The 26,344-nt window shown below is 61.5% G+C and carries 25 protein-coding genes; 12 read left to right on the forward strand and 13 right to left on the reverse strand.

Going from position 1 to position 26,344, the window contains the following annotated elements; translation table 11 throughout:
* Positions 1-128: 128 nt before the first annotated feature.
* Positions 129-3,266 (forward strand): winged helix-turn-helix domain-containing protein, encoded by a 3,138-nt coding sequence (locus P3T42_RS12395; protein ID WP_429306199.1) that lies wholly within the window; start codon positions 129-131, stop codon positions 3,264-3,266.
* Here the strand turns inward: P3T42_RS12395 and P3T42_RS12400 are convergent.
* The 4 genes from P3T42_RS12400 to P3T42_RS12415 all read right to left on the reverse strand — a co-directional run bounded on the left by P3T42_RS12400 (position 3,238) and on the right by P3T42_RS12415 (position 6,936).
* Positions 3,238-3,633, reverse strand: coding sequence for a hypothetical protein (locus P3T42_RS12400; protein ID WP_429306200.1), 396 nt, complete (start codon positions 3,631-3,633; stop codon positions 3,238-3,240). The two genes, P3T42_RS12395 and P3T42_RS12400, sit on opposite strands and share 29 nt — an antisense overlap.
* Positions 3,634-3,657: 24 nt before the next feature.
* Entirely contained in the window at positions 3,658-4,626 is a 969-nt protein-coding gene (locus tag P3T42_RS12405) for a hypothetical protein (protein ID WP_429306303.1), read from the reverse strand.
* Positions 4,627-5,275: 649 nt separating this feature from the next.
* Positions 5,276-6,094 carry a hypothetical protein gene (locus tag P3T42_RS12410; RefSeq protein WP_429306201.1) on the reverse strand — a complete coding sequence of 273 codons (819 nt, stop codon included), beginning with the start codon at positions 6,092-6,094 and terminating at the stop codon, positions 5,276-5,278.
* On the reverse strand, positions 6,091-6,936 hold the full coding sequence (locus P3T42_RS12415) for a DUF2092 domain-containing protein (RefSeq protein ID WP_429306202.1): 846 nt from the start codon (positions 6,934-6,936) through the stop codon (positions 6,091-6,093). Before P3T42_RS12415 ends, P3T42_RS12410 begins: the two co-directional genes overlap by 4 nt.
* A 702-nt stretch (positions 6,937-7,638) precedes the next feature.
* Between P3T42_RS12415 and P3T42_RS12420 the strand changes: the two genes are divergently transcribed.
* Positions 7,639-8,043 (forward strand): helix-turn-helix domain-containing protein, encoded by a 405-nt coding sequence (locus P3T42_RS12420; RefSeq protein WP_074295023.1) that lies wholly within the window; start codon positions 7,639-7,641, stop codon positions 8,041-8,043.
* A gap of 28 nt (positions 8,044-8,071) precedes the next feature.
* Here the strand turns inward: P3T42_RS12420 and P3T42_RS12425 are convergent, their stop codons facing one another.
* A complete protein-coding gene (locus tag P3T42_RS12425; protein ID WP_074295021.1) occupies positions 8,072-8,356 on the reverse strand; it encodes a hypothetical protein in 285 nt (94 codons plus the stop codon).
* 556 nt (positions 8,357-8,912) lie between these two features.
* On the opposite strand from P3T42_RS12425, the gene P3T42_RS12430 reads away from it, so the two are divergent.
* From P3T42_RS12430 to P3T42_RS12450, 5 genes are all read left to right on the forward strand, one after another.
* Complete coding sequence (locus P3T42_RS12430) at positions 8,913-9,392, forward strand: hypothetical protein (protein WP_074295019.1); 480 nt, start codon at positions 8,913-8,915, stop codon at positions 9,390-9,392.
* 389 nt (positions 9,393-9,781) lie between these two features.
* Positions 9,782-10,432, forward strand: coding sequence for an NADPH-dependent FMN reductase (locus P3T42_RS12435; protein ID WP_074295018.1), 651 nt, complete (start codon positions 9,782-9,784; stop codon positions 10,430-10,432).
* Positions 10,433-10,756: 324 nt separating this feature from the next.
* The gene (locus P3T42_RS12440; protein ID WP_074295016.1) at positions 10,757-10,975 is read left to right on the forward strand and encodes a transcriptional regulator; all 219 of its coding nucleotides are present in this window, start codon (positions 10,757-10,759) and stop codon (positions 10,973-10,975) included.
* A 149-nt stretch (positions 10,976-11,124) separates the two neighbouring features.
* Positions 11,125-12,579: an indoleacetamide hydrolase gene (gene iaaH, locus P3T42_RS12445; RefSeq protein ID WP_074295013.1), complete on the forward strand. Its 1,455-nt coding sequence runs from the start codon at positions 11,125-11,127 to the stop codon at positions 12,577-12,579.
* A gap of 149 nt (positions 12,580-12,728) precedes the next feature.
* On the forward strand, positions 12,729-13,469 hold the full coding sequence (locus tag P3T42_RS12450) for a CDP-diacylglycerol diphosphatase (RefSeq protein ID WP_429306304.1): 741 nt from the start codon (positions 12,729-12,731) through the stop codon (positions 13,467-13,469).
* Positions 13,470-13,492: 23 nt separating this feature from the next.
* Here P3T42_RS12450 and P3T42_RS12455 read toward each other — a convergent pair whose 3' ends face one another.
* Complete coding sequence (locus P3T42_RS12455; protein WP_429306203.1) at positions 13,493-13,993, reverse strand: MarR family winged helix-turn-helix transcriptional regulator; 501 nt, start codon at positions 13,991-13,993, stop codon at positions 13,493-13,495.
* A 209-nt stretch (positions 13,994-14,202) separates the two neighbouring features.
* On the opposite strand from P3T42_RS12455, the gene P3T42_RS12460 reads away from it, so the two are divergent.
* Entirely contained in the window at positions 14,203-15,291 is a 1,089-nt protein-coding gene (locus P3T42_RS12460) for a fatty acid desaturase (RefSeq protein ID WP_429306204.1), read from the forward strand.
* A gap of 89 nt (positions 15,292-15,380) precedes the next feature.
* On the opposite strand, the gene P3T42_RS12465 is transcribed toward P3T42_RS12460, so the two are convergent.
* On the reverse strand, positions 15,381-16,502 hold the full coding sequence (locus P3T42_RS12465) for an FUSC family protein (RefSeq protein ID WP_429306205.1): 1,122 nt from the start codon (positions 16,500-16,502) through the stop codon (positions 15,381-15,383).
* A 177-nt stretch (positions 16,503-16,679) separates the two neighbouring features.
* Positions 16,680-17,261 carry a hydrolase gene (locus P3T42_RS12470; RefSeq protein WP_074295008.1) on the reverse strand — a complete coding sequence of 194 codons (582 nt, stop codon included), beginning with the start codon at positions 17,259-17,261 and terminating at the stop codon, positions 16,680-16,682.
* A 73-nt stretch (positions 17,262-17,334) separates the two neighbouring features.
* Between P3T42_RS12470 and P3T42_RS12475 the strand changes: the two genes are divergently transcribed.
* The gene (locus P3T42_RS12475) at positions 17,335-17,997 is read left to right on the forward strand and encodes a TetR/AcrR family transcriptional regulator (RefSeq protein ID WP_429306206.1); all 663 of its coding nucleotides are present in this window, start codon (positions 17,335-17,337) and stop codon (positions 17,995-17,997) included.
* Positions 17,998-18,193: 196 nt separating this feature from the next.
* Complete coding sequence (locus P3T42_RS12480; RefSeq protein ID WP_429306207.1) at positions 18,194-18,697, forward strand: GNAT family N-acetyltransferase; 504 nt, start codon at positions 18,194-18,196, stop codon at positions 18,695-18,697.
* Between the two features lie 1,368 nt (positions 18,698-20,065).
* Here P3T42_RS12480 and rsgA read toward each other — a convergent pair.
* A complete protein-coding gene (gene rsgA / locus P3T42_RS12485) occupies positions 20,066-21,130 on the reverse strand; it encodes a ribosome small subunit-dependent GTPase A (RefSeq protein ID WP_429306208.1) in 1,065 nt (354 codons plus the stop codon).
* A gap of 267 nt (positions 21,131-21,397) precedes the next feature.
* Positions 21,398-21,550 (reverse strand): helix-turn-helix domain-containing protein, encoded by a 153-nt coding sequence (locus P3T42_RS12490; RefSeq protein WP_429306209.1) that lies wholly within the window; start codon positions 21,548-21,550, stop codon positions 21,398-21,400.
* Positions 21,551-21,647: 97 nt separating this feature from the next.
* On the opposite strand from P3T42_RS12490, the gene P3T42_RS12495 reads away from it, so the two are divergent.
* Positions 21,648-22,442 carry an SDR family NAD(P)-dependent oxidoreductase gene (locus tag P3T42_RS12495; RefSeq protein WP_031356643.1) on the forward strand — a complete coding sequence of 265 codons (795 nt, stop codon included), beginning with the start codon at positions 21,648-21,650 and terminating at the stop codon, positions 22,440-22,442.
* A 564-nt stretch (positions 22,443-23,006) separates the two neighbouring features.
* On the opposite strand, the gene P3T42_RS12500 is transcribed toward P3T42_RS12495, so the two are convergent.
* The 3 genes from P3T42_RS12500 to P3T42_RS12510 all read right to left on the reverse strand — a co-directional run bounded on the left by P3T42_RS12500 (position 23,007) and on the right by P3T42_RS12510 (position 24,951).
* A complete protein-coding gene (locus P3T42_RS12500; protein WP_074295002.1) occupies positions 23,007-23,444 on the reverse strand; it encodes a GNAT family N-acetyltransferase in 438 nt (145 codons plus the stop codon).
* 154 nt (positions 23,445-23,598) lie between these two features.
* The gene (locus tag P3T42_RS12505) at positions 23,599-24,000 is read right to left on the reverse strand and encodes an NUDIX hydrolase (RefSeq protein WP_429306210.1); all 402 of its coding nucleotides are present in this window, start codon (positions 23,998-24,000) and stop codon (positions 23,599-23,601) included.
* A gap of 282 nt (positions 24,001-24,282) precedes the next feature.
* Positions 24,283-24,951: a Type 1 glutamine amidotransferase-like domain-containing protein gene (locus P3T42_RS12510; RefSeq protein WP_074294999.1), complete on the reverse strand. Its 669-nt coding sequence runs from the start codon at positions 24,949-24,951 to the stop codon at positions 24,283-24,285.
* 584 nt (positions 24,952-25,535) lie between these two features.
* On the opposite strand from P3T42_RS12510, the gene P3T42_RS12515 reads away from it, so the two are divergent.
* Entirely contained in the window at positions 25,536-26,288 is a 753-nt protein-coding gene (locus P3T42_RS12515; RefSeq protein WP_074294998.1) for an SDR family NAD(P)-dependent oxidoreductase, read from the forward strand.
* Positions 26,289-26,344: the final 56 nt, after the last annotated feature.

Raw genomic sequence — 26,344 nt, forward strand, 5'->3', positions numbered from 1 at the left:
TTGTTCAACTCTCAGGCGATAATGCAAAGGTCTGACGAAAGCCGCAGCGCGGCGCGTCACGATGCTTCCCCGGCGGCCACCCTCGCCGGCTGACCGACCACACAACAAACAACGCCGGAGATCCCTTGATGTCGTTACCGCGGCTAACGGGACAGATGATCGCTTTTTCGCGCTTCTGGCTCGCGCGCGAGGTCGGCCTTCTGATCGCCGACGGCGCCGTGATCGAGTTGGGCACGCGCCCGTTCGCCGTACTGGCCGCCTTGCTCGATGCGCGCGGCCGCGTGCTGTCGACGGCGGAGCTGCGCGAGATCGTCTGGCCCGGCACGCATATCGACGCGAATACGGTGCAGGCGCAGATCTCGGCGATCCGCCGCGCGCTCAACGACGAGCGCGATCTGATCGTCACCGTACCCGGGCGCGGCTACCGCTTCGCCGGCGAGATACGCCTCGTCGAATCGCCGGATACCGGACTCGAACCGGGTACCGTAGGGGCCGGCAGCATCGCGGCATCGCTCGCCACCTCGTTCATGCCCGCCGGCGCTCCGGGCGGCGCCACCGCCGGCTTGCCTGCTGCCGCCGCGTTCGGGCCGGCGGTCAGCCTCGCATCGGCGCCGCCGTTCGGCACGGTGCGCTCCACCTTTCTGCGCGGCGCGCGGCCCGGCAGCGAACTCGCCGCGTCGGTCCCGACGGCACCGGTGCCAACCAGTGCCGTCGCCTCGCTGCGCTCGCATTCGATCGACCCGTCGCCGTTCGTCGGTCGTCATGCAGAGCTGTCCGAGTTGCTCGCGCTTGTGCCCACACGCCGCATCGTCACGCTGACCGGCGCCTCCGGCATCGGCAAAACGCGGCTTGCCACCGAGGCCGCCAGCCGGCTCGCCTCGCACTTCCCGGACGGCGCGGTGTGCGCGGCACTGGCGTCGCTGGCACAGCCCGACCGGGTGATCAATGCGATTGCCGCGGCGGTCGGTCAGGAGCCGAACGCGCGCCCCGCCGAAGCGGAAGGACTCGCGGAACCGGCCCGCCTCGCCGCGCTGATCGGCGCCCGGCGCATGCTGCTGATCGTCGATCATTGCGACCCTCTGAGCGAAGCCGCGGGCGCGACGATCGAAGCCCTCGTCGCCGCCACGCGTGGACTGCATGTGATCGCCACCTGCGAGACGCCGCTCTTTATCGCGGGCGAGTCGACGGTGGCGGTCGCACCTTTACGTGTACCGCCCGAGCCGCTCAACGGCGCACCGCATGCCGCGTCGATGCTCGACTACGACGCGCTGCAGTTGCTGCTCATGCGGCTCGCACATGGTCTGAAAACCGCCGGCGGCGGCGCGGCGTCGCTCGACCCGCAACAGCTCGCGCCGGACGCGCTCGCCGCCGCATCGCTGCTGTGCCGGCGCATCGACGGTGTGCCCTACGCGGTGGAACTCGCCGCCGCGACGGTCGCCGCCCAGGTGCGTGCGGGTGCGCCGGTCGAGACCGCGCTCGCCACCTTTGCCGCGGAACTCGACGCGGTGATGACCCGCCGCACCGGCGCACGCCGCATCGTGCTGCCGCGCGCGATGATGGTCCAGGCCATGCTCGATCTCTCGTATGCGGCGCTCGACGCGCCCACCCGCACCACCTTGCGCCGCCTCGGCGTGTTCGCCAACGCGTTTGCCCAGGAAGCCGCGCTCGCCGTGCTGGGCGCGTTCGATCCCGACTACGAATCGGGACCGCCCGAAGCCGGCGCGCTCGAAATCCAGTTGCGCTCGCTGGTGGACGCGGGCCTCATCAACGAAGTGGATTGCGACGGCGCGCTGCGCCTGCGCCTGCCGCAGGCGGTGCGCCGCTTTGCGCTGGACGCGCTCGAGCGGACCCGCGAAAGCACCGATGCGGCCGCCCATCACGCGCATTTCGTGGCGCGCGACATGGCGCGCCGCTTCGGCGCCGGTCTCACGAGCGGCGCGCTGCACAGCCGCCACGACATCGACGCCTTGCGCGCCGCCCTCGAATGGGCGGTCTCGGCCGACAAGGCCGAACTGTGCGCGGATCTGCTCGACAACACTGCGCCCGTGTGGACCACGCTGTCGCTCGTCGACGAATACGTCGGCTGGGCACGCGCTGCGCTGGCCCGCGTGGATAGCGGCTCGATGCGGCGCATCCGCGACGAGATGCGCCTGCGCGCGGTACTGGCGCGTGCCCTGACGCTACAGCGCAGCGCTTCGGGGGAGATCGTCGCGAGCTGGCAGCGTACCTATGAACTGGCGAATATTTGCGCCGACACGCCGTACCGCTTGCGCGCGCTGTTCAGCCTGGCGATGGGCGCGCTCGAAGCCGGCGAAGTGCTGCGCTGCCGCGAGCTAAGCCAGGCGTTCGGCGAAATCGCCGCGGCCACGCGGTGGCCGGCGGTCAGCATCAACGCGCGGCGTATCGAAGGGGTCATGAGGGCCTATGCGGGCGAGTACGAGGAAGCGATTCGCCTGCTGTCGCCGGTAGCCAGTCTAAGCGACGATGCAACCGACGACACGTTCGACGACGACGCCTGCCACGAAGCCAATGCAATGGCGACGGGCTATGGCCTCTCGCTGCATCTGGTTGCGCGCGCCGTGCTGGCCGTCACCCAGTGGCTCGCCGGCGAGCCCAATGTGGCGGCGCCGTTGCGGAGTACGTTTCGCGACCCCATTGACGAAAGCGAACCAGTGGCGTGCTGCATCGCGCTCGGCCTTGCCTGCGCGCTCGCCGCGCTCGACGACGATATCGCGCTGGCCGAATCGTGTGCCGCCGCGCTCGTCACTCGCGCCCGCGTGGCCGGCGTGCGGCGCTGGTTGCGCGCCGGGCTCGATTTCCGGCTCTGGCTCGACGCCCGCCGCGGCGATCAGCAGGCCGCAAAGCGCGTGATCGGCAACGCGCTCAAGCGGATCGGCCGCGAACACATCTACCTGCTCGACGTCGCCTTCATTGCCACGCTGCTGCCGCGCATTGCCTTGCAGGACGAGCCGGAACTCACGGCGTCGCTGGCGGCCACGCTGCTCGGCGCGGTGACGCGCAGCGAGCGCACCGGCGAGCTCTGGTATGTGCCGGAACTGCTGCGCCTGTCGGCCATGGTGCAGCTCGCCAACGGCGAGTCCACGCACGCTGTCCGGCCGCTGCTCGACGAAGCGCTGCAACGCGCCCGCCAGCAGGACGCCCGGCGTCTCGCGCTGCGCATTACGGTCGACCTCGAAGCGCTCGGCACGATATCCGCCAACGCAACCGGTCACGCGTCTATTGCGACGGCGGAACGGCCTGGCTAGCGGGCGTGGGCAGGCGCTTCGCAAGGCCTCGCAGCGTTGCGCAGACGCGGCGAACGCGCGCTTCGTAGTCCTGCGGATCGCCCGTGCGCAGCGACTGATACTGCAGCAGCATCGGCTCGGCCCGTTTCCAGCCATAGTCCCATTCCGTATCGAAGCCGGCCGGCCCCGACAGCGAGCGCCGCAGTCTCTCCTTGTACTGCGCGACCTGCGCGGACGTATAACCGCACAGCTCGTGCCCAAGGTGCGCGCCACGCCCGGCCGACTGAATCCGCTCCGCGACCGCACCGGCATCTTCATACGCATTCGCCGTACACATGCAGCATGTCGCCAGGCACAGCGCGGCGATGCCGCGACTTGTGGTGGTCATGGGGACCTCCTTGATATCGCGCTCTCAGAACCGGTAGCCCGCCCCTGCAAAGATCACATCGGTATCGCGGTCGTAGCGCGTCACCACCCGGTTCCATTCGAGCCGCGCATCCCAGTGCTGGGTCAACCGGTATGAACCTGCAATCGTGACGAGACCGGAGACTTTGCCGGCCCCTGGCCCCGGCGATTCGCTGTTCTCGTTTTCATTGATCGCGTAGTACGCCCCGGCGCCCACCGCGAGCGTCACCTTGTCGTTGAGAAACGCACGGGTGGCCCATAGCTGGCTGGTGATGCCGTCCCGGCGCGCCACCTTGCTGCTGCCTTCGTGCAGATAACCGAGCGTCACGTCGAGATACTTTGCAAGGCCACGCCGGTATTCGACGGCGCCGCCCAGCGCCGACGGCGAGCTCGTGGAATTGACGATGGTTTTGCCCAGATACACGGCCACTTCGTTGTTCGTCACCTTTGTCGCACTGCTGGCCGCCCAGTCACGCGGCCCAGGCGTGTCCGGCGCATCGAGCTGATAGCCCACGCCGAATATCACGCTGGTCGCATCCGGTCCGCGCTGCACGTGCACGCGATTCAGTTGCAATTGGGTAATCCAGCGGTTCGACGCGTAATACGCAGCACGCACGCTGTAGACCACGCCCCAGCCGTGGGTATCGGAGTAGCTTCCGCCCTGGTCGGCCGTGGTCGTGTCGAAGTAGCGATAAGGACCGATACCCGCCTGCAGGATAAACTTAGGATTACCGACCGGAATGCGCCCCCATAGCTGCAGCAATTGGCCGTCGCGATGGTGGTCGGGAATGTGTCCTTCGTTCAGCCACGAGAAGCTGCCCGCGAAGTACTGTCCGAGTCCTTCCTGATAGTTGAAAGCCCAACTGTAGGTGTTGGTGTTGGCTGCCCTCGACCCTCCGCCGAATAGCGAAAACTCCTGAGCCTCGGCGCCCGGTGAGCCGAGCAATCCACCCGCCACCAGCACGACGCCCAGCACGGCGCTGCAAACCGGGCGCGCTGAGAAGCCTGCCACGCCGGCCTCGGCCGGCCCTGGTGCGTCTGCAGGTGCGTCCGCGGACGACGCTGCGTTGACGGCACGGGCATGCCGATACACCGCTTCGCGCGCCTCGAGCGCGAAGCGCTGCTTTTCGACGAGTCTGAGCTTGCGGAAGCGGTCCGCACCGAGCACCGCGTAATAGCGCTCGGCATGCATGCGCTTGAAGCGCGCATAGAAGTCCGGTCCCGGCAGACCGGAGTCGGTACTGAGAAGCGCGCCATAATCCGCAAGCTGCAGGTCGCAGATGGACGACGTCGCCTTCTCCAGCACCTTATAGCGACGGTTCAGCGGTAAATCCGGGGGAAAGATTGCGTGGAAGCTACCGTACGGAACGAGCTTCCTGCGCCGCGCTGCCCTTAGAAGCAACTGGGCGATTCGCGCCTCGAGTTCGATATCCATATCCGTCCTTGTCATTGCCGCGCGCGCGAACAGGAACCCCTGCGGCGCGCAGCCAGGACCTAGCCGACGCGCGGCTTCCCCGCACCCGTTTGAGCCTTCGATGCTCGTGACTTCATACGTTGCACCTGCGTGCCGGCGCGACACTCCGCTAGCGGTTTCGCAAGCCGGCACCCGGCGCCTGACGCCGCGCTTACCTCGGCGGCGTCACGACCACGTACTTCACCGTTGCGCCCACGTACTGGGGCTGGTACCAGTTCGGGCCGCACTGCTCGTACACCACGCCCGCGATCATGACGTTGTTGCAACTCGGCGGCAGGGCTGCCACCGTCGTCCCCACCACGATTGCCGTCGTCACGCCCACGGCTACGCCCACTGCCACCGGATCGACATACCAGCCGTCGTCGTGGTGATGGTGGTCATCGTCATGGTGGTCGTGATCGTCGTCGTGGTGACCGTCGTCATGGTGGTCGCTACCGCCATTGTCGTGATGGTCGCTGCCGCCGCTGTCATGGTGGTCGCTGCCGCCGTTGTCGTGGTGATCGCTGCCGCCATTGTCATGGTGGTCGCTGCCGCCGCCATTGCTGCCGCCGCCGTACGAGTTCTGGTTGCCGCCTCCGCCGCCACCATTACTGCCGCCGTGCGAGTTGTTTTGCCCGCCTCCTCCGCCACCGCTCCCGCCGCCTCCGCCATGCGAGTTCGAGCCACCGCCGCCGCCATTGGACGACTGGCCCACGCCGTGCGACGGCTGACCGCCGCCATGGGACGGTCCACCGCCAGGCGCGCCGGCGAAATTGCCGCCGCCGTGAGAACCGCCCCCGCCTCCCTGAAAGCCGCCTCCCCCTCCAGCGCCCTGGAAGCCACCGCCTCCACCGCCGTGAAAGCCCCCACCGCCTCCTCCATGGATGCTGGTGCGCGCCCCGCCGCGGATCCCAAAGGCGAAGGTGGTGGCCGATGTCGCCGAAAACGCAAGGGCGAGCGCAATAGCGGTCAGTCGCGTCAGTGGCTTCATTGCGCGTCTCCCTGTTGGTCGTCCGATATTGCAGGCGGCCGCATCGGAATCTGCCGCGCGTCCGGGCCAGGACGGAACATGAAGGTGCCCGCCTCGAACGTGGGATTCAGCGTCCATTGATAATTGACGGCATGCTGCGGCCGCGACGGCTGAGTGGTATCGGTGACGACAAACCGGCATGGCAGAGGCCGCGAACCGCTCTGGATCCACAGTTCCCAGTCGAGCCCCGGCTGTTGATACGCGTAGTGGTTGCACCACTTGCCGTCGACCTTGTCGAGCCCGATAAACAGCGCGCTTGTCAGCGACTTTTCGTCGTCCGATTGCTCGCCCCAGTAAAACAGGTCGACGAGCGGAAGCTGGACGCCGTACTTCTCATCGGCGTCGGTAATCAACTGGCGGATGGTGGGCGGCGCCGGCACCTTGCTGTAGAAGTGATGCGTGTCGTTGAACAGCACGAAGGTGCGGCCGTCGTAGATCAGGCCCTTCGGCGCACGACTGCCCGTGACCACGACCCGGACCTTGTTCGGACGCTGCACCGACATCTCCGTGCGATGCAGAAAGCCGACGTTCTGCCCGGTGGTCAGGACGGCGTCGGTCACGCTGTCCGCCTGGATACGGAAGCTCTTCAGGCTGCGCAGATAGTTGCCGAGCTTGTTCAGGGCATCGACGGCCTGCGGTTGCATTTCCGCTTGCGCCTGCGCCGGTTCGTCGCTTCCGGACGCCGGCGCCTGGGCCAGCGCGACCGATGCGCCGGCCATGGCGGCCAGCGCGGAGCCTATCAGGACGAAGCGCCTGACCTGCAAGGCGCTCTCGCCGCCCTGACGTGAAATGAACAGATTCACTATGCTCTCCTAAATCACTGAAACGTTGCATTCACCGAGCATTCAACCGTACTGGCATTCAAAAAGCCGCTGACATCCGGTCCGGCCCAGCCGATGCGGATTTAGCGGCAATCGTTATGCCGCACGTATAACGGTTTGCGCGGAAAATCAAACCTCCCCGTTTCACCGGGGATAACAACTGACGAATGTGACAGGGCGGAATTATTTTAAAATAAGACTGCGCAGGCTGAAGCCATTTCACACATTAAAACAATGCGTAATGCAGCCGGGACGGGCCATACAAGGCTCCTCGCCGAGACGCAGCAGGCGCACCGTGAACTGTGCGCGAAACCGGTGTCTGCGCAAATCGTCAGAGGTAAAAGAATATTACTGGATGCTAGCAAACGTTTTAATGAACATCAAGCACCAATACGGTGATGCTGGAATCTGTAACGATGAGCGCGATTGTTTCAATAAAAGATGCCGGAAAGCAGTATATCGAGAATCCATAGCAAGAATGGATTAAACCGCAAGTCCAGTTATTTTCATTTCATTTCAACACATTCAATAAAAAATCATTTATTAGTAGTGGTATCCGCCGCGGCGCCGGACATCCATCCGGCCGAGACCTGAGGTACGGGCCCCGCGTCCAGGAGAAGAATGATTGCAGAGACGAGCGGCGCCCCAGTTGTTTGCCCCGGACCTTGATGGACGGTCAATCCTATGCGCTCCCGAACCGAAGAGCTTCCCACCGTTACCCGGCGCATGAGCGCGGCGCAGATGCTGCTGGCAGGCTCCTCGGTGAGCGCGGTCGCCAAGGCCCTGCATCTGTCCATGGCCACGGTCAAACGCTATAAGACCATCCTCGACGACGGCGGCCTCGATGCGCTGAAGAAAATGAGTGTCGGCGGCCGTTCGTCCGCGCTCGACGCCGCGGCGCTGGACTGGATCGCGGCCGCGCTGCAAGGCTCCGCGCAAGCGCACGGCTTCCCCAGCGATGCATGGACCAACGCGCGCCTGCGCGAATTGATCGAGGCGCGCTTCGGCGTCCAGTACTCGCGGGTCTACACGTGGCAGATCGCGACCAATCTGGGCCTCGGCCATCGGCTCTCGAAGTCGAGCCGCTGAGCGGGCGCAACGCCGCGACAATGTCTCCTCATAGACGCCAGATCTGCTTCAATCTGCCGAACTCGGCAGGCCGGGTATAGGACCGGTACAGTTCGCCGACGGTGCCGAATGCCAGTGCCGGCTTGAGCGTCGCACCGGGCAGCGCCTGGGTGATCCAGTCGTAGGCGTTCATATCGCGCTGCTCGGCGTGCACGGCGTGCGTCAACGCGTTGAGCGCCTTGTCGGCCGAGTGGTTGCCCAGGTCCACGAAGCAACTCTCAAACGGGTGTTTCGCTGCAATCGCGGGGCGCAAATCGGGGACTCGGTTGCTCACATTGCTCTCCTGTGCAGGGTGTCCCTCTCCATGTATCAGATGGATGTGACAACGCGTCGAATGCCTCGCAGGAATTCTGGCGGCCTCGCGCACGGCCGGACCGTTGCGGCAGGATGCGTCCACGGCGCTCGGCGCGCAGGCCATGCCGCCGGATTCGAGCGGTGTTTAACCCGCCTTCAGCGAATCTTCCGGTTCCAAAAGCGATGCATATTGCCTGGTCGATTTTATGACAAGCCGCCGATACGCCAGATGTTTCAGTCTGCGCGCCCACTCCGGGAAGCGTTCGCAATGCACAATCCCAGTAAATGCATGGCGCATGTGACGATTATCTGCCAATCGCTCAAACCGCCGCCCAGCCGGACGTGTTGAGCCGTTTCGGCGTGATAGATAATCGCGCCGCATCAACCCAGCGCGCATCTCCCTGCTTTAAATACCATGAAATCCAGAAGTCATTGTCCCGTCATTTTTTAAAAATCGAAAAATTAAATCGTCTGACCGGTAAGCGCATATAAAATCGCGACTCAAAATCCGGCAGGTCTTGCGAGTTTTACCCAAAATGAATAAGAGGAAACATGCCGTCAGGCGAAGTTCCGGCGGAAAATCAGCGGCAAAAGCCAGGCTGCTGCCGCCCACGGCCCAGTCGATCCGCGCCCAGTCGCTGCGCGGCCATCTCGCACTCGAAGCGTTGCGCGTGGGCTCCGGCAACGGCCATCTGCTGAGCGAACTGATTCACGTCCTGTACGTTGCCTGGTATCTGCAGGAAGCGGGTTTCGGCGTGGCCGGCGCCGCGCTCTATGCGCAGGCAGAGCAGGCGCTCGAGCGCAGCGCGGCCCGCGCCACGGCGGAAAACATCTGGCGGCTCGACGACGCGGAAGCTCTCGTGCTGGAACAACTGCTGACGCTGCACGACGAGCAGTTGCAACAGGCGTCGGTCAACGCCATGCACGAGGTGCACAAGCGTCTCGTGCGTTTTGCGCAAAGCAGCCGCCCGACGCCGTGGTCCAGCCTCGGCGAGCGAGTGAATGAGCCTGGATAAGCCTGAGCAAAGGCAAAGGCAAAGGCAAGTCGACACAAAACAAACCAGCGCAACGCCGGCGCAAGGCAAAAAAATGGCCCCACCATCTTGCGACGGCAGGGCCTAGTCCCATGTCAAGGAGTAGTCATGGAGGAGACAAGCCGATCGTAGCCGCAGGCAAGGGGCGTCTCCAACCAAGCGTTTGCGCTTTGCTTATCGGCGCCCGCTTCAGGTGCATTTCACCGCAGCCCTACGTGGATAACCCTCCCAGCGTATATCGTTAGAACGAAAAGTCGCTTCGTGCTGCTACCATCGGTCACTAACATGGCGGTTTAAGTCCAGTTTGCCTCGGCAAGTCCGCACGCAGCCCCGTGCGAGGCCCCGACAGCCGCTACCGAAGGAGCATTTCGTTGACCAGTTTCGATCAAAATCGCCGGCCGCTCGTCATCGGCATCGGCGGCACGACGCGTGCGGCGTCGTCGACCGAGCGTGCCCTCGGTTTCGCACTGCGCGGCGCGGAAGCCGCCGGCGCCCGCACCCGCCTGTTCGGCGGCACCTTCCTGCATAGCCTGCCGCACTACGCACCCGAAGACCCGCAACGTACCGACGCCCAGCTCGAGCTGATCGAAGCCGTGCGCCAGGCCGACGCGCTGATCATTGCCACACCCGGCTATCACGGCGGTGTGTCCGGTCTCGTGAAGAACGCGCTCGACACGCTGGAAGAATTGCGTGCCGACGAACGTCCCTACCTCGATGGCCGCGCGGTGGGTTGTATCGTCACCGCCTACGGCTGGCAGGCCGCCGGTTCCGTGCTCACCTCGCTGCGCTCGATCGTCCACGCCTTGCGCGGCTGGCCCACGCCGTTTGGCGCCGGCATCAACACGCTCGAGACGCGTTTCGAATCCGTGGATAGCTGCTCCGACCCGAAAGTGGTCGACCAGCTCGCCACAGTCGGCCAGCAGGCCGCGCAGTTCGCGCTCGCGTTCAGCGCGCACCACGCGCCGGCACATCTCGGCGCGACCGAAGCTCGCACGGCCAAGGTACTGACGCTCGCCAACTGAGCCTGGCGCGGCCGCGGCGCCGCGCATCCAACGTGCAGCGGCGCACGCAGCGCGCCGTGTTTGCCGCACTCGCGCGGCACAATGCGTGTGCCAAGTAACAGACAGGCGGTACGGCGCGCCGGATAGTGGCATCAACGCATCCGGGGCCGCCTCAGTCGAATCCACGAAGACCGTTCCAGGTCCACCGTGATTTGCTTGCGACGAATCATTGGTTCACTCGCGAGGCCGCCCGGCCTACGCTTGTTCCTGCCCGCCCACCATCCGGTCGGCACAGTGCGTTGAGCTTCCTTTGCAACGCACGCGGGCAGAACCATCGCCATCCATATGAATCGACAAGCTATCCAATACAAAGGTTACGAGGTTGCCCCCGTCGCGCAGCGACTGCCCAACGGCCTGTTCGCGGCGAATCTGACCATCGGGAAAGCCACACCGGAGCATAACCGTGCTTACTCGTTCGACGCGCTCGATTATTTCTTCGATGAAGAGCACGCGGTGGCGTATGCGTTCCGCTGGGGACGCATGTGGGTCGACAGCCATCAATAGGCGGGCGCCCTGCTCACCTGACGACGCGGTTTAAATGGCTGTGACAGAATAGGCGGCACGTCCCGCCCTGTTGCACTCGCCATGTCCGATACGTTGATCGATGCAGATGCCGCCGAAGATCGTCCCGGGCACACCTGGAGATCTCACGCATGACATGGACCGTCGACGAACAGTTGGCCCTGACGGCCACGCAAGCCGTGGCTGCAATCCAGAGCGGCCGGCTGAAAACCACCGAATACATCGCCACGCTGCTCGCTCGCGCCGCCGCGTTGTCGACGCTCAACGCCCTGACCGCGCTCAACATGGAAGGGGCGCTGGCCGCCGCGCAACGGCTCGACGCGCTGACGCCCGAAGCACGCGCAGCCTTGCCGCTGGCGGGCTTGCCCATCGTCGTGAAAGACAACATCAACACCCAGGGGCTCATGACCTCGGCGGGCACGCCCGCGCTGGAGAGCTTCGTGCCGCGCGAGAACGCGCCCACGGTGCAGCGTCTGCTCGACGCCGGCGCAATCGTGCTCGGCAAGGCCAACATGCATGAGCTGGCCTTCGGCATAACCAGCACCAACCTCGCCGCCCACGCCGGGCCCGTGCGCAATCCGTACGACCCGGGGCTGATTCCGGGCGGCTCGTCGGGCGGCACCGCGGTCGCGATCGCCGCGCGTATCGTGCCGGCCGGTCTCGGCACCGACACCGGCGGGTCCACCCGCATCCCAGCCGCCCTGACCGGCACGGCCGGGTTCCGTCCGTCGGTCGGCAACGGCGGCGCCGAGCGCCGCTATCACGATCCCAACGCCGTGGTGCCGATCAGCCATACGCGCGACACCGTTGGCCCGATGGCGCGCAACGTCGCCGATCTCGCGCTGCTGGACGAGGTCGTGACGGGCGCCGGGCCGTTGCCCGCGATCACGCTGAACGGCTTGCGCATCGGCCTGCCTGAGCCGCTGTGGGAGGACCTGGAGTACGCGCTGGAAGACGTCGTACGCGCTGCGCTGCCCCTGCTGGAGGCCGCAGGCGTCATCTTCGTGCCCGTTGAGATGGATGCGTTGCTGGAGCTGAACGACAAGGTCGCCTCGCCTGTCGCCATCCATGAGGCGCACGACGACGTGCCCGCGTGGCTGGTCGCCAACGATGCGCCGGTCAAGACGCTCGCCGAGGTAGCCGCGCGCATTGCCAGCCCGGATGTGCGCAGCATCTACGACGCGATCCTCGCGGACCCGCTCGCCCAGCAGTATCAGACTGCACTGACCGTATGGCGGCCGCAGCTTCAGGAACTGTATGCGCAGACCTTTGCCGCGCACCGGCTCGACGCGCTGCTGTTCCCCACGACGCGCCTGGCCGCCGTGCCGATCGACGATCTGGCCGGCTCGTCGGCGGTGACGATCAACGGCAGCGCGCCCATCGACGAACTGAGCGCCTATCTGCGCAACACCGATCCGGCCAGCAATGCCGGCATTCCGGGCCTGTCGCTACCCGCCGGCCTGACCTCGGAAGGCTTGCCGGTGGGGCTCGAACTGGACGGCCCGCTCGGCAGCGACCGGCGGCTTCTTGCCATCGGCGTAGCCTTTGAACAGGTGCTCGGCGCGTTGCCTGCGCCTACCCTTTGATGAAAACCCACAAGGTTTTACCGGCAGAGGCCGGCCGCCGCTCATGGCGTTCACTGCGCGCCCTGCGCTTGCTGATCGCACACCACACCGCATAGCCTGCAATGCATAGGATGACTGACATGCACATTCACCGCCGCGCGCGTCGCATGATGACTCGCGTGACCGCCCTTGTCGCCGTCGCCGTCGTGACCAGCAGTTGCGCGGAAATCGCAGCCGCGGATCCCGACGCGCTGTGGAAAATCGTCGGCGGACAATGCGTGCCCGAAGCACAGGCCAGCGGCCGGCCAGGCCAATGCACGAGCGTGGATCTCGCCGGGCACTACGCGATTCTGAAAGACATCTTCGGACGCACGCAGCACCTGCTGATTCCGACCGAGCGCGTCACCGGCATCGAAAGCCCGAGCATTCTCGACGCCGACGCGCCGGACTACTGGGCGGATGGCTGGAGCTCGCTCAAGGTGGTGGAGGCGACGCTGAAGGCGCCGCTCGCCGCCAATCAGTTCGGACTCGAAATCAATTCTGAATTCCGCCGCTCGCAGCAGCAACTGCATATTCATATGGACTGCATGCGCACGGACGTCATCGACGCCCTCGCCGCCTACCGCCACGATCAACCGGGTCAATGGCGCTGGGAGACGCTCGGCGGGGTGCGTTACCGGATCATGCGCGTCACCAGCCTGACGCAGGACAACGATCCATTCCGGATCGTCGCGCGCGATCATCGGGACCCGCAAGCCATGGCGACGCAGACCATCCTCGTGACCGGCGCCGGTCCTTCCGTCGATCAGGACGGCTGGCTCGTGCTCAACAGCGGCCTCGACGTCGACAACGGCACGGGCACCGCAGAAGGCCTGCTCGATCATGCCTGCAAGCTGGCCGACACCCAGTAACGTCGGGTAGCGTCCCGTCGCGCCTATTCGGCCTCGCTCACGCCGCCTCCGCCCTCGACGGCTAGACTCACGAGCCAGCGGCGAATCACGCTTTCCTCCTGCGTGTCGAAGCCCGCGAGCATCTGCTGCTCGATGGTCTTCACGCGTGCGCGGCATTGCTTGAGGAGCGCCTTGCCCTCGTCGGTGACGTCGATATGCTGGATGCGGCCGTGCACCGCATGCGGCCGCCGGGCGATGGTGCCGCTACGCAAGAGGTTGGCGACGATCACGCTGACCGTCTGCGGCGTGAGCATCGCGAGACGGGCGACGTCCGCATTGGAGAGACCCGGATACGCCACCAGCATGGTCAGCACCATGAATTGCGGCGGCGTCACGTTGAGGTCGGCCAGCGCGCGCTCCATGCGCAAGCGGTTTGCCGCGCCCGCCTGGCGCAGCAGATAGCCGATATGGCCTTCCTCGCCACGTTTGCCCTCGCCGACGCGGGGCACATCTTGCGGGTCTGGTGTCGTGGGTGGTTTGCGCATGGATATCAGCATTCGAAGATTAACGTTCGTGCTCTGATATTAACCGCTAACGACATGGCGGGATAGCGCGCCGGCACGCCCTAAGCGCTTTTTCGCAGATGCTTTGCGCAACAAAATGGTTCGTCGCGAACAGGACCCTCAGTAGGATCAGCCTTAACGCGTCTGCTGACGCTTTACGACACCCTTATCCGGCCCTACCTGTCCTGCCGATGGCGATCTATCTCGACGACACGCAACGCAAAGCCCTGGCCCGCCTGAGCGCGAGCTGGACCTGGCGCACGGAGTGGCCGACATGGGTACTGATCGTCACGATCTACGGGAGCTGGTTCGGCGTCGCGACCCATGCGCGCAATCTTGGACTGCCGCTCACCACCGGCCTACTCGCATTGTTGAGCGCCTGGTATATGTCCCTGCAGCACGAATTGCTGCATGGCCACCCCACCCGCTCGCCGTTGATCAACGCGCTACTCGGCTTCGCGCCGCTCGCCGTCTGGTTCCCGTATGGCATCTATCGCGAGTCGCATCTGCGGCATCACGACGATACCAACCTGACCCGCCCCGAACACGATCCGGAAAGCTACTTCGTCTCGGGTCAGACATGGCACGGCGCCGGCGCCGTTTCGCATGCGCTGCTGACGCTGCGCAATACCTTCGTGGGACGGCTGCTGGTTGGGCCGGCTTTCGCGATTGCCGCGACCGCGATCGACGCCGTTCGCAAGGCCGCGCGCGGCGACTGGCGCGACGTGCCGCTGTGGATCGCTCAGGGCGTCGCCGTGAGCGCGCTTGCGTGGTGGCTGCATACCGCCTGCGGGATACCCACGTGGCTGTATGTGCTGGGCATCGGCTACGGTGCGCTGTCGATCAGCTCGGTCCGCTCGTTTCACGAGCATCGCTTGGCCGACGCCGTCGAACACCGTACGGTGCTCAATGAAGCGGCGTGGTTCTGGCGTCTGCTGTTTTTGAACAATAACTATCATTTAGTACACCATGATTTGCCTCATGTCCCCTGGTTTGCGCTGCGGGGTGTCTATAAGGCGTCGCGCCAGGAGTACGTGGCGCGCTCAGGCGGCTTTCTCGTGCAGGGTTATAGCGAATGGTTGAAGCTTTACGCGTTCGCTCCAGTTGCGCATCCGGCGCATGACGATCTGTCCGGCAACCTCCACGGGAATCCCTCTGCTTCCGACAGTTTTGTGGGTAAATTGCGGGTAAAACGCATGGTAGTTATCCGCCAACGGGAACTCCGTGAAGCTCATCTACCCGCTACGGCTGAACGCCAAACCACGCGGCGAGTCGTATAGGCTCCGCTTGCAGCGCTGAAGGTTTCGGCGTTTTGAGGCGCGCGACACAGCATCGGCCCCGTCAACAGGCGCGACCGGAATCTTGCCGATCATCGAAATGAGGCCGGTTTGCGCGAGCATTCGATGCGCCTCGCGATAACGTGCACAGCCAGCGTAATCAAGAGACCCGTCGCACTGCCGGCCGCTACGTTGATCAGACGCTCGCTAGCGAAAGTCCACGACTGCCCGGCAACCACGAATGCCATCGCGGCGCAGGCGCAACGCGTGCCGAATGCCATAACGTAGGGCCGAATGCAGACGAGTGTCAGCAACGCAGCGAGGATAACCAGGTCTCGCACGAAATAGTCGTGGGGGACCAACAACCCGACGAAGATACCGGCCGGCACGCCTACGATGGCACCCGCGATACGATTCCGGAACTTGACTCGGGCGCTCGCCGCACTGCCCGTCACCACGCTCGCCGCAGACCAGATCATCCATTGTCCGCGCTCGATATGCCTCCACTCCACAAGCGCTGCTGCGAGGCCTACGGCGAGTGCTATTGCGATCATCGCTTCGACGTACGGAACACGATCGCCACGCTCAGAACGCTTCGACCATTTCGCATAGTGCGCGAAATATGAAACCTCTGGACGGCGTTCGTGGTAATGATTGATCGAGGAAATCAGCAGAACCGGCAAGAAAGCCGCCAAGACGAAGGGAAGAAGCTCGAACCCGCGATGAATGAGTGCCGATTGCCTCACTCCTTCGGCGCTCTCGCAGGCGAGGTAAAGCACCGGAATGAACGTAAAGCTGCCGAGTGAGCGCAACTCGCTTCCCCGTGCGGTCACCAAAATCGACCCCATTGCCATTAAGGCGGTGGCTACGACAAACAGTGGTGGATACGCAAGCGAGGCCATCAATACCAGGAAGCCCGCTCCGATGGCTATCCCGTGGGAAATGACCCCGAGCGGAGCGAGATGCGAGCGATCCACTGCGATAGCGGTCGACACCGTCACCAGCGAAACGAGCAACCACTTTGTCTGACCGGAAACCAGCGCGAGGACGACTAGCGGGAAAAGGGCCGTCAACGTGCGAACAAGCGCCTTGCTATCGATAGCAGCCTCGATACGCGACACGGCCGATCCGACAACCCCGTAACGACTTTTTTGCGTCGGCGAAGCGTCGGTTATACGGACAACTGATTGTTCGTCGGAACTTGATTTCGACATCCCGGAACTCCTGCACTGAATCTTCGTACTCTGCTGCTGCCCTCTCGCGTGTGCGGACAGGTTGATGTACAAATCCGCGAGTCAACTCGATCCGATCGGTCGGCGTACCGACCGACGCACTTTCCGGCCTGTCAGCGGCTGCGCATTCTGGCCCTCGTGCCCCTTCGTGGACCGTTGTTAGTCCGCGAGTGCCTGGATCACGTCCTCGGACTGACGCACGAGGCCGAGTCTCGGAAAAATGTAATTAACCGACGCGTGATGATGCTCAGCCGTGGCGCAACTCATCGTATCCTCGGCGAGCACGAGTGTGTAGCCAAGTTCATAGGCAGCTCGTGCCGTCGACTCCACACCGATATTCGTCGAAATTCCGCCGAGCACAATGGTCTTGATGCCGCGGCGGCGCAATTGCAGATCGAGTTCCGTGCCGTGAAATGCGTTCCACTGCCGCTTCGTGATCTTGAGATCATGCTCGGCGGCTTCGAGCGCTTCGGGGAAGTCCCACCACGTCGACGGAAGTCCGCCGGCAGGAAGCGCCATGGGTTGGTCGACGGGTTGCTTCAGCGCGTCGCCGAAATCGTCGCTCCAGCCTACGCGCACCAGCACGACTGGCGCACTGAGTTCCCGAAAGCGCTTCGCGAGCTTCGCTGAGGCCGTCAGCACGGACTCGGCGCTGCGAGGGGCCTTCCCAAAACCAAGGATGCCCTGCTGGAGGTCGATAAGAACGAGTGCCGTAGTCTTGGAGTCAAGTTTCTGCAACATCTTTTGCCTTCCGTTGAAGTTAGTGAGCCAAAGGTGTATTGTGAGGCTCGTCTCACATTTCTATTTTATGAGCATGCCCTCACAAAAGTCAACCACAACATTGCGTGCCGAAAGCGGACAAGCGAAAGCCCCACAGCGCGCACGCGGTCACGCACGGGTCGCAGCGCTGCTGGAGGCAGCAGGTACCGAATTCGCAGACAAGGGATACGACGCAGCAACCATGACGGCGATCGCCTCCCGCGCGGGCGCGTCGATTGGCTCGCTGTATCAATTTTTTCCCACCAAGGACCGGATCGCGGGTGCGTTGCTCGAAAGCTATCTGGACATACTCGCAGAGACGTTCCAAAAGCTGCGCGAGACTGCGCCGTCTCTGGACGTATCGCTGCTTGCGAGTCGGTTGACGAGAACGTTCGTGAAGTTCCGCGCGAGCCATCCGGCGTTTGCGGTCCTGGTCGAGACCTACAGTTACGCTCTGCCGCGCACCATGAACATCCGCGAAAGTCTGCGTAGAGAGATCGAATCCGTGCTGGCTGAAGTGGCGCCGCATCTGGCACCGGCAGAGATCGCCGTCCGTGCCGCCGTGATCCAGCAGATCATGAAGGCGGCCGTCGCGGTTAATGGCGATACCTCCATAGCCAGTCGTAAAGCTGTCATGGACGAACTGGATGGCCTTATGCGTCATTACCTGCAGGACGCGATCCAACGTGCGAACCTGGAGACGCCCACGTCTTCATAAGTCGCCATAGCGTGGTACGTCCAATTGCAAACGCGCGGCTCGCCGCGGCGCGCTATCAGGTTCTCAAGCGCAACTGGGCGATGTGGCTCGAAGCGGCGAAGGAGTTCGCCTTCAGAATGTTCGATAGACCCATTGAGCCTGGAGTCAGGTTGACTCAGGGTGGAGGCGTCACTAACAGGCGATGGCGCACCTATCGATGCGGCTTGATCCTTACCTGACGAAACTCGCCACCCATCGCCAACTGCACGAGAACGACACCGTGACTATGACTATCGCTGGATACGAAATTTCGACCGATACAACGCGTCTCGACCACGAAATGATTTTCAGGTTTCTGTCGGAAGATTCGTATTGGGCCGCTGGTATACCTCGATCGGTCGTCGAAAAGTCGATTGCAAATTCGCTGTGCTTCGGCGTCTATGATGCGGCGGCGCAGGTCGGTTTGGCTCGCGTCGTCACCGACAGGGCAACGTTTGCACTCGTCGCCGATGTGTTCATTCTAGAGGCGCACCGGGGCAAAGGTTTGTCGAAATGGCTGATGCACGAAGTGACGCAACACCCGGATCTTTCGGGTCTTCGTCGTCTCCTGCTGCTGACATCGGACGCGCATTCGCTCTATGCGCAGTTCGGCTTCACCGAACTCGGGAACGCAAGGCGTTTCATGGAGGTTTTGCGACCGGACGTCTACAAGCCGTCTTGACAACTGTCCTTCGCTTCACACCCGCCTCGTCAATCGGCGTGTGCCTTGACGATAGCATTCATTCGCCACGCGCCGGGCGGTTTGTCGACGATTCACGTTCACGGATCGAATGACTGTAACTGGCCGCCCCGCTGCTCTACGGTGAACTTCCGCACTCGACCCTGAAGCGACCTTCGATTCGCCCGACAGCGGTCGTTCATGTGTATCCATCGTCAGAGGCGATGTAAGCGCCTCGTATGCCGAATTGCTGAACCACACCCATCGATAAGTTACCGTGGCGGGTTCATCGATAGCACAGTTGCTGGATCGTGGTGCAGAATCGCGCCCAAACCGCACGTTGAATCCAGTTCTATATCGACCGACGTTGACGCTCGTGAGCGCGGCGCGCTGAAAATTCGGGGGTCTCGTCGAAAAAATATTGGATGATGAAGTGAATCGCAGTTGCCTCGTCAACGAACTCCTTCACGAAGTCGCCCGGTCCAGGGCCAGGCGCCCAATCCCAAACAGACACGTGCCAACGACCAGAGGCATTCCAGATTACTGGGACTGGAGCGTCCGTGTCATTGAGTGTATGACCATCTTCGTAGCCTTTACGAAGGCTGGGAAGCGAGTTCCCCTGGACACTGGTGGGCTTCATAACCAGGTAACCCGAAGGGTACGCTGTGTGATCGTGCGAAAAGAACGGTTCGTCGGCCAACTGCAACCCGAGATTACGCAGCCTATTGATGGAAGTGATTGAGAGCAACATCATTGATACCTCGTGTACAAAGCGTAGTATGAAACCAGTCTACCGAAATCCCGCGAACGAATTTTTCGAGCATTGCGCTCAAGTGGTCGTGGCCGACTACGAGGATGTCCGGGAAGACCTGACTCTACTCGCAGAGTAGGCGCTGAACGAGTGTCGCATCGGCTATCGTACGTACTCAAATTGTTCGCGATGTAGACCTGTCTTGTGATCAATCTACCCCCGTGCCGACCGTCCGCCCCTGGCCGAGGCTGTGTCAAAACGTGCGACTTCGACATCGAGCGAGAAAGTCGACCTATCAAAACGCTCTGTATCGGCTTCGCGGCACGTCGGGAAGGGTAAAGCGACACCCGAAAACCGGGTAGTTTCGAGTTTTGACACAGCCTCGGCCGAACGCGGAAGTTCGTCTACCGCGCTTCAGAGACCTACCCAACCTCGGCGCGAATTTCCCTTGCCACCCAACTCGGCCATTCGACCAGACACAATATGAATGGCCGCTTCCGAGTGCAGAGCCGACGCCTGAGCGCCCGAGTACTGAACGTACATCAGTCACTAGCCATGCAGCCCATCGAATCAAGCCGACGAGCCGCGTGCCCTATCCATACCTTCGATAACCTAGTTTGTCATCTTGGCTCCCGCTCAAACCTTTCGCGGCTTCCGCGCCGCGCGGCCCGCTGCTTTGCTTCGTTGCGCTGCTGCCGTAGTGCAGTATTCTTGTCGTCAAAGAATTTGGCTTCTCGCTGCAATTTTCTAAACGAATTTAGCCGTCTGAGCGTCAGGCGTCCATCGTCAAGTGCTTGTGCAACCGCGCATCCACGCTCCCCGTTATGCCCGCAATTTCGAAATGCGCACTGACTCATCAGTAGTGTCACATCTTCGAAGGTGTCGCTTAAACTGTCGGCACTGGCTGTTACGCCGACACTACGAATGCCGGGCGTATCGATAATGACGCCACGCTCTGGCAGTACAAATAACGATCGGCTGGTAGTGGTGTGCGAGCCACGTGCCCCCTTTGTGCTGACGCCCAGCGTTAGCTGCTGATGCGAACCGGTTAACGCGTTCACAATCGAACTCTTTCCAACCCCCGATGAGCCGACGAACACGCAGGTTTCATCCTTTGCAATCAAGTCTTTGAGTCGCGTGACGCTAGGTTCGTTGACGGTACTCAGCATACACACCGGAATATCCGATCCGAGTTCGGCAAGCTGCTCAAGATAAGCACTTTTGTCGTCGACTAGATCCGCCTTGTTGAGAACCACGGTGGGCGCGATGCGGTTAGCGCGTGCTAGCAGCAGATAGCGTTCGAGCCGCGACAAATTAAATTCTTCGGTACAGGAGGTAACGATAAACAGTTTGTCTATGTTGGCCGCCAAAGCTTGCACGCGGCCATCGTCGGTACTGCGCTGGAAACAATTGGCGCGTTGAAGGATGTCGATAAATTCCACTTCACCCGTTGCGTTCAAGATGCCAAGTACCCAGTCGCCGATGATCGGTACTTGTTCGCTCTTTCTCGCAAAGGTCAAATTGAATTGTTGAAGCCGCCCTTGGGCGTCACCCGACACCACAAAGCGCAAACCGAAATCCTCGGTAACGCGATAGGGTTGGCCGATACCGTAAGGCGCGACCTGTAAAGAAAAGTGTTCGTTAAAGCCTAGTTTCTTTAAACAATCGGATTCGAGATTGGTCATGGTCCCAATGCATAGAAAAATTTAGAAAGTTGCCTGACGGTGTGGTGTCAATATCTTTCATATCCAACCTCCAAATTTCAGTGGGGCCGCCTTAAGCCGAAATAGAACCCAATATGCGCAAGGCTTCCAGAGCTTAGCCGAGAATTAAAGCCCTGAATAGGGAGTCTGAGGTTCTCCCTTTCAAGATGCTAGAAGTGTCTGAATTCTTGTCGAACCTGTCACGGGGATTGCAGGTGCACCGATGCACTGCCGGTCAGTCAACGACCGTTAAGTAAACCGGGGAAGTCGTTCGAATGGCCCAGCACTAGCCTTACTGATTGCCGACTGTGAATCGCCGGTTCGATGCGCGGCGGTTGTAAAACCGCCGGCTTCAACCACGGCTATGAAGGCGTTTAATTCGTGGAATCGATCCACTTCCATTCCTCCCGGGAATTAATGTTATGGCAAATCAAGCTATTATCATTGGTTCCGACATCACTCACAATGCAGCTCTCTTCACAGCTGAAGGAATGGTGTCATGAATATTGATCTCACTGGCCGCAAGGCCGTCGTTACTGGGTCCACAGCGGGTATCGGCCGAGCCATTGCAGAAGGGCTGGGGCGCGCAGGCGCCGCGGTCGTGATCAACGGCCGCACAGAGAAGCGCGTCTCCACGGCGCTTCGGGAGCTTCGCGAACTCTTGCCAAAGGCGGAGTTTACCGGCGTCATCGCAGATCTTGCGACTCCGAAAGGCGCGGCGGACTTGTTCGCGCAGGCGCCGGATGCGGACATTCTCGTCAACAATGTGGGTACTGGGCGTCCGAAGTCCTTCTTCGAAATTGAGGACAGCGAGTGGATCGATCTCTTCGAACTTAACGTCATGAGCGGTATTCGCGCCTCCCGCCACTATGTGCCAAACATGACGAAGCGCGGCTGGGGGCGCGTCGTCTTCATCAGTAGCGAGTCCGCGCTTGCCATCCCTAAAGACATGATCGACTACGCCACGACCAAGACCGCTCAGCTCGCCATTGCGAGGGGCTTGGCAGAGGTGGTCGGCGGAACGGGCGTCACCGTTAATTCGGTTCTCCCTGGTCCGACGAATTCGGAGATCATGGGTGGTTGGGCGCAGGCGAACGCAGATGCGCAAGGCATTACGCGTGAGGAAGCCGAGCAGCAGTTCCTGAAAACGAATCGCCCGACCACGCTCCTCAATCGCTTCGCGACAACCGAAGAAGTCGCAAACCTGGTCGTCTATGTCTGCTCGGAGCAGGCGTCGGCGACAACAGGCACTTCCTTGCGTGTCGACGGCGGTGTCGTTCGGACAATTGCATAGGGCGCCCGCTTTTTCACTCGCTCAACGCGGCCCAGGGAAGGGCCAAACCATCGGTTCCTTCCCGGAGTAGACGACAGCCCAAGTTGAATGTGCCTGCATTCGTACGAGTATTTCCACTCAAAAATAGCCGCCCAGAGTTGCCTTAATCGCGCCGACCGGTTGGTCCATGGTGACACGATTGACGACGATCCTCGCCTTAGGGTCGATGGTCCGCTCATGGCCGAGGCTGTGTCAAAACGTGCGACTTCGACATCGAGCGAGAAAGTCGACCTATCAAAACGCTCTGTATCGGCTTCGCGGCACGTCGGGAAGGGTAAAGCGACACCCGAAAACCGGGTAGTTTCGAGTTTTGACACAGCCTCGGCCGAACGCGGTCCGACACAGACCTCAATCGATCGCTAATCGCAGCAGATATACGAAAGGCGTGCGCCGACCCGGTACGGCCGTTTCCATCCGCATTGCTGCCGCTCATGGGGTGGACTGATTGACCGTAAGCGATCAATGAACGACGCTGGTCGGAAGCGTGACTGATCTTTACGTAAGATGCCGTTGGGACACTTGAGACTATGGATGCCAAATGAGCTTCGTGCTCTTGGGTAGTTCTGCGACGAATTGGAAACCGAGCTGATCATACAGACGACGTGCCGGGTTGCCATGCAGCACGCTCAGAGTGACTGGTACACCTACGCGCTTCGCTTCGTTCAACACGGCAGTCAAAACGGTTTTGCCGACACCTCTTCCCTGGTGGGACGGTGTCACCTGGATTTGATGTACGTGCCATTCGTCGGTCATGCGGCTCAACTTGATTAGCCCTATGCTTCGATTTCCCTCGCAAATAATCTGCGCGTCTTCGAAGTTTGATCTGATGCGCTGGTAGTGCGCTTCATCGTCGACGGGTATAGCGACTCGTTCCAGATGTTCCGTCATCGTTAGCTTGCGGAGTTGCAGGAGAAATGGCTCGTCGTCCTGAGATGCAGCGCGTAAGTTGATCTGTTGATTCATGGTCTGTGCTGTCCAGCCGTGGCGAGATGAACGGTCAAGGGGAGTTTGACTGCAGCTTCCATGGTAATAGCGCAGTGTCCCCTGATGCATTGTGCCGTTCGATTGAAAATCATCTAGCGGACCTCCTGCCGCCTTCGCAGCGAAGCTGACTGCGTTAAGCCCGGGTGCGTTGACTGTGCCAGGTCAGGATTGAATTGCGATATCCCTCCGGTAGGTTCACAGGAAGCACATTGACGTCGAAGGTGCAGGCTTGTAGATGTTCTTCGCTGATCTTCGGGCAGAACACTCCGGCCAGCTGGCAACCGTATGTAACGATAAATACGTGCTTTCGCGGAATCACTTCGAATAGATAGGTGTCGAGAAGAACAGCGGGACTGATGGCGATGTCCAGTTCTTCTTTGAATTCGCGCACTACGCATTCGGCCGGGCTCTCTCCGCGTTCAATACGGCCACCGGGCAGTTCCCACTCCTGTCGCTCGTTGAGCAGCAGAATCACTCTATCTGGTTCATTGAAAACCACTCCCTTAATGGATACCGCGTATCGACCGTCTTCCATCTCGGTGCCCTAGTCTGAGTTCGCCAATTTGTGCACAGACAAGCAGCTTCTCAAGAATATGCCGCTTAGATTCCGCGCTCCTGCTGTGTGAACGGTCCGTTGTTGCAGGTCCGATTGTCGGCGATCTACGTCCACTTGTCGAAGGTCCGTTCCTGGCCGCATTGGGCCGGACGAATGCTGACCCAGATCGACTCGCATGTAACGTTCGGCTTTCTACGAAGCGGACGTTCACGAACCGAAGATGGACCATCAGCACAGTTGCTGCCAAAGAACGGGACGACTTCAATCCTCAAGAGGAGTAGGACGAATCGCTTCTGAAGCGTATCGATGAACCCGTCCGAATAACTCGACTTCCTTGCCGTCAATGACAATCCCCGAACCGTCGGGACACGCGTAGAGGTCCGGGATAGTAGAGGACAATTTCGACTGATCTCCGGTAACGCTTTCAGAATTGAAGTGTGGCCAAAAGTGGAAATCTACAAGGCCGAGTCCTGCGTCATCCATCAACTGTTCGTCCCGAACATCGCCGCACAGTAATGCTGAATCCACGCTGGGTGTCATCAAGATAGCGCCCGCGCTTACACCGATCAGCACCCCTCCTTCGGATACGTACCGAGTCAGGAGCGGCAGTACGCTGCGTCGCTGCAGCCACGACAAGAACGAAAACGTATTCCCGCCAGATAGGTGGATCGCATCGCACGACAGCAGAGTCGACCATTCCGCTTCCGATGTGTCTTGACTAGGGTCTACATACACTACCAAATTCGCGCCAATCCCAGCGTAGTAGTCAGCTTTACGCCGGAAGTAAATGCGCTCTGGATCGCTTGTCGCGGGGATATATCCAATCTTCGGCTGCGGTCGTCCGATCAACCGTAGAAGACGCGCATCCATTTCTTCATTAGCTGGAAAGTCTTGATCACTATATAACGCCAGTTTTCGATAAGGGCACATGCGACTCTCAAATTCGTTTCGAACTGGTTGGATTTTTCTACCGGATACGCGGCGCGCCTACGAGACTGGGAATTGTCGCCCATTCTGAAGCCTCAGTCGACCGTCGCTTGATGGCCGGTTGTTACCCCTGCGATCGGTGTAAGGGCCCAGAGACCGTTCGATAAGCTCATCAATCATATGTCCGTCCGACCATGCGTCGCAACACCTTCTCGACAATGTCATCGGTTACCAAAGGATCGTCGGTGCGAACGCAAATTGCCCGCTCGGCAGATATCCTTGCCGTCGACAACGCGAGAGAGATCACTTGCCGTTCGTTGCGGTCTCGTCCGCAGAGCCGCCGTCATAGTCAGCGCATGAAGTTTATCGAGCCCGTAAGTGGCGTCCATCTACGGAAGAGATGGATTGCATCTCAATATGTCGTCTTCTCAGGAGGCCGGTGCGCTCCTACCATTCGTGTTCGGCCAGCGGGCCGATCTGCAAGCTCTCGCGCTTGTAGCGAGGAGCTTGGGTCGTCGTCCCGTTGCTGGACTTCGGCTCCGCCAGTCGCGGAACCCCGCTTTTCAGTTACGAAAGGATGAAAGATCATGAGAAACCTAGAAGGCAAGATTGCAGTCGTCACGGGCGGAAGCAGTGGGATTGGCTTGGCCACAGCCAAGCGCTTCGTGGATGAAGGTGCGCATGTCGTAATCACTGGGCGCCGAGAGAAAGAGCTGAAAGAGGCCGCCGCCGCCATCGAGAGAAACATTACGACGGTCGTGGGCGATGTGTCGCGCCTAGACGATCTGGATCGCCTCTTTGCTGTCGTGAAAGAGAAACATGGTCACATCGACATTCTCTTCGCGAACGCGGGCGCGGGGACAATCGCACCGCTCGCGGTAGCTAGTGAGGCCCATTTTGACCAGACCTTCGACGTGAACGTGAAGGGAATGTTCTTTACGGTGCAGAAGGCCCTTCCCCTCTTCAAAGACGGCGGTTCGATTATCCTGAACTCTTCGGTCTCGAACGTGCTCGGGCTTCCAGGATTTACTGCTTACGCCGCGAGTAAGGCCGCTGTGCGCAACTTCGCGCGCGGCTGGGCCTTGGAATTGAAAGACCGCAAGATCCGCGTGAATTGTATGAGCCCCGGAGCAATCGACACCCCGGCCTTGGCGACTACGACGGGCCTTACCGCTGAACAGGCCGAGCAAGCAGTCGCACAGTTCACCACGCAGATCCCGATGGGCCGCAGGGGCATGCCCGAGGAAATCGCTGCAGCAGTCACGTTCCTCGCCTCTGATGAAAGTTCTTACATCACCGGTATCGATCTTCCCGTCGATGGGGGCATGGCGCAGGGCTGACCCGGAGTACATTGACACGCAGGCGCTGGCCTTAGCGGCATTCTTCGCGGTCTATG

The organism is Paraburkholderia sp. GAS38, from assembly GCF_050434965.1.
GTDB lineage: Bacteria > Pseudomonadota > Gammaproteobacteria > Burkholderiales > Burkholderiaceae > Paraburkholderia > Paraburkholderia phenazinium_A.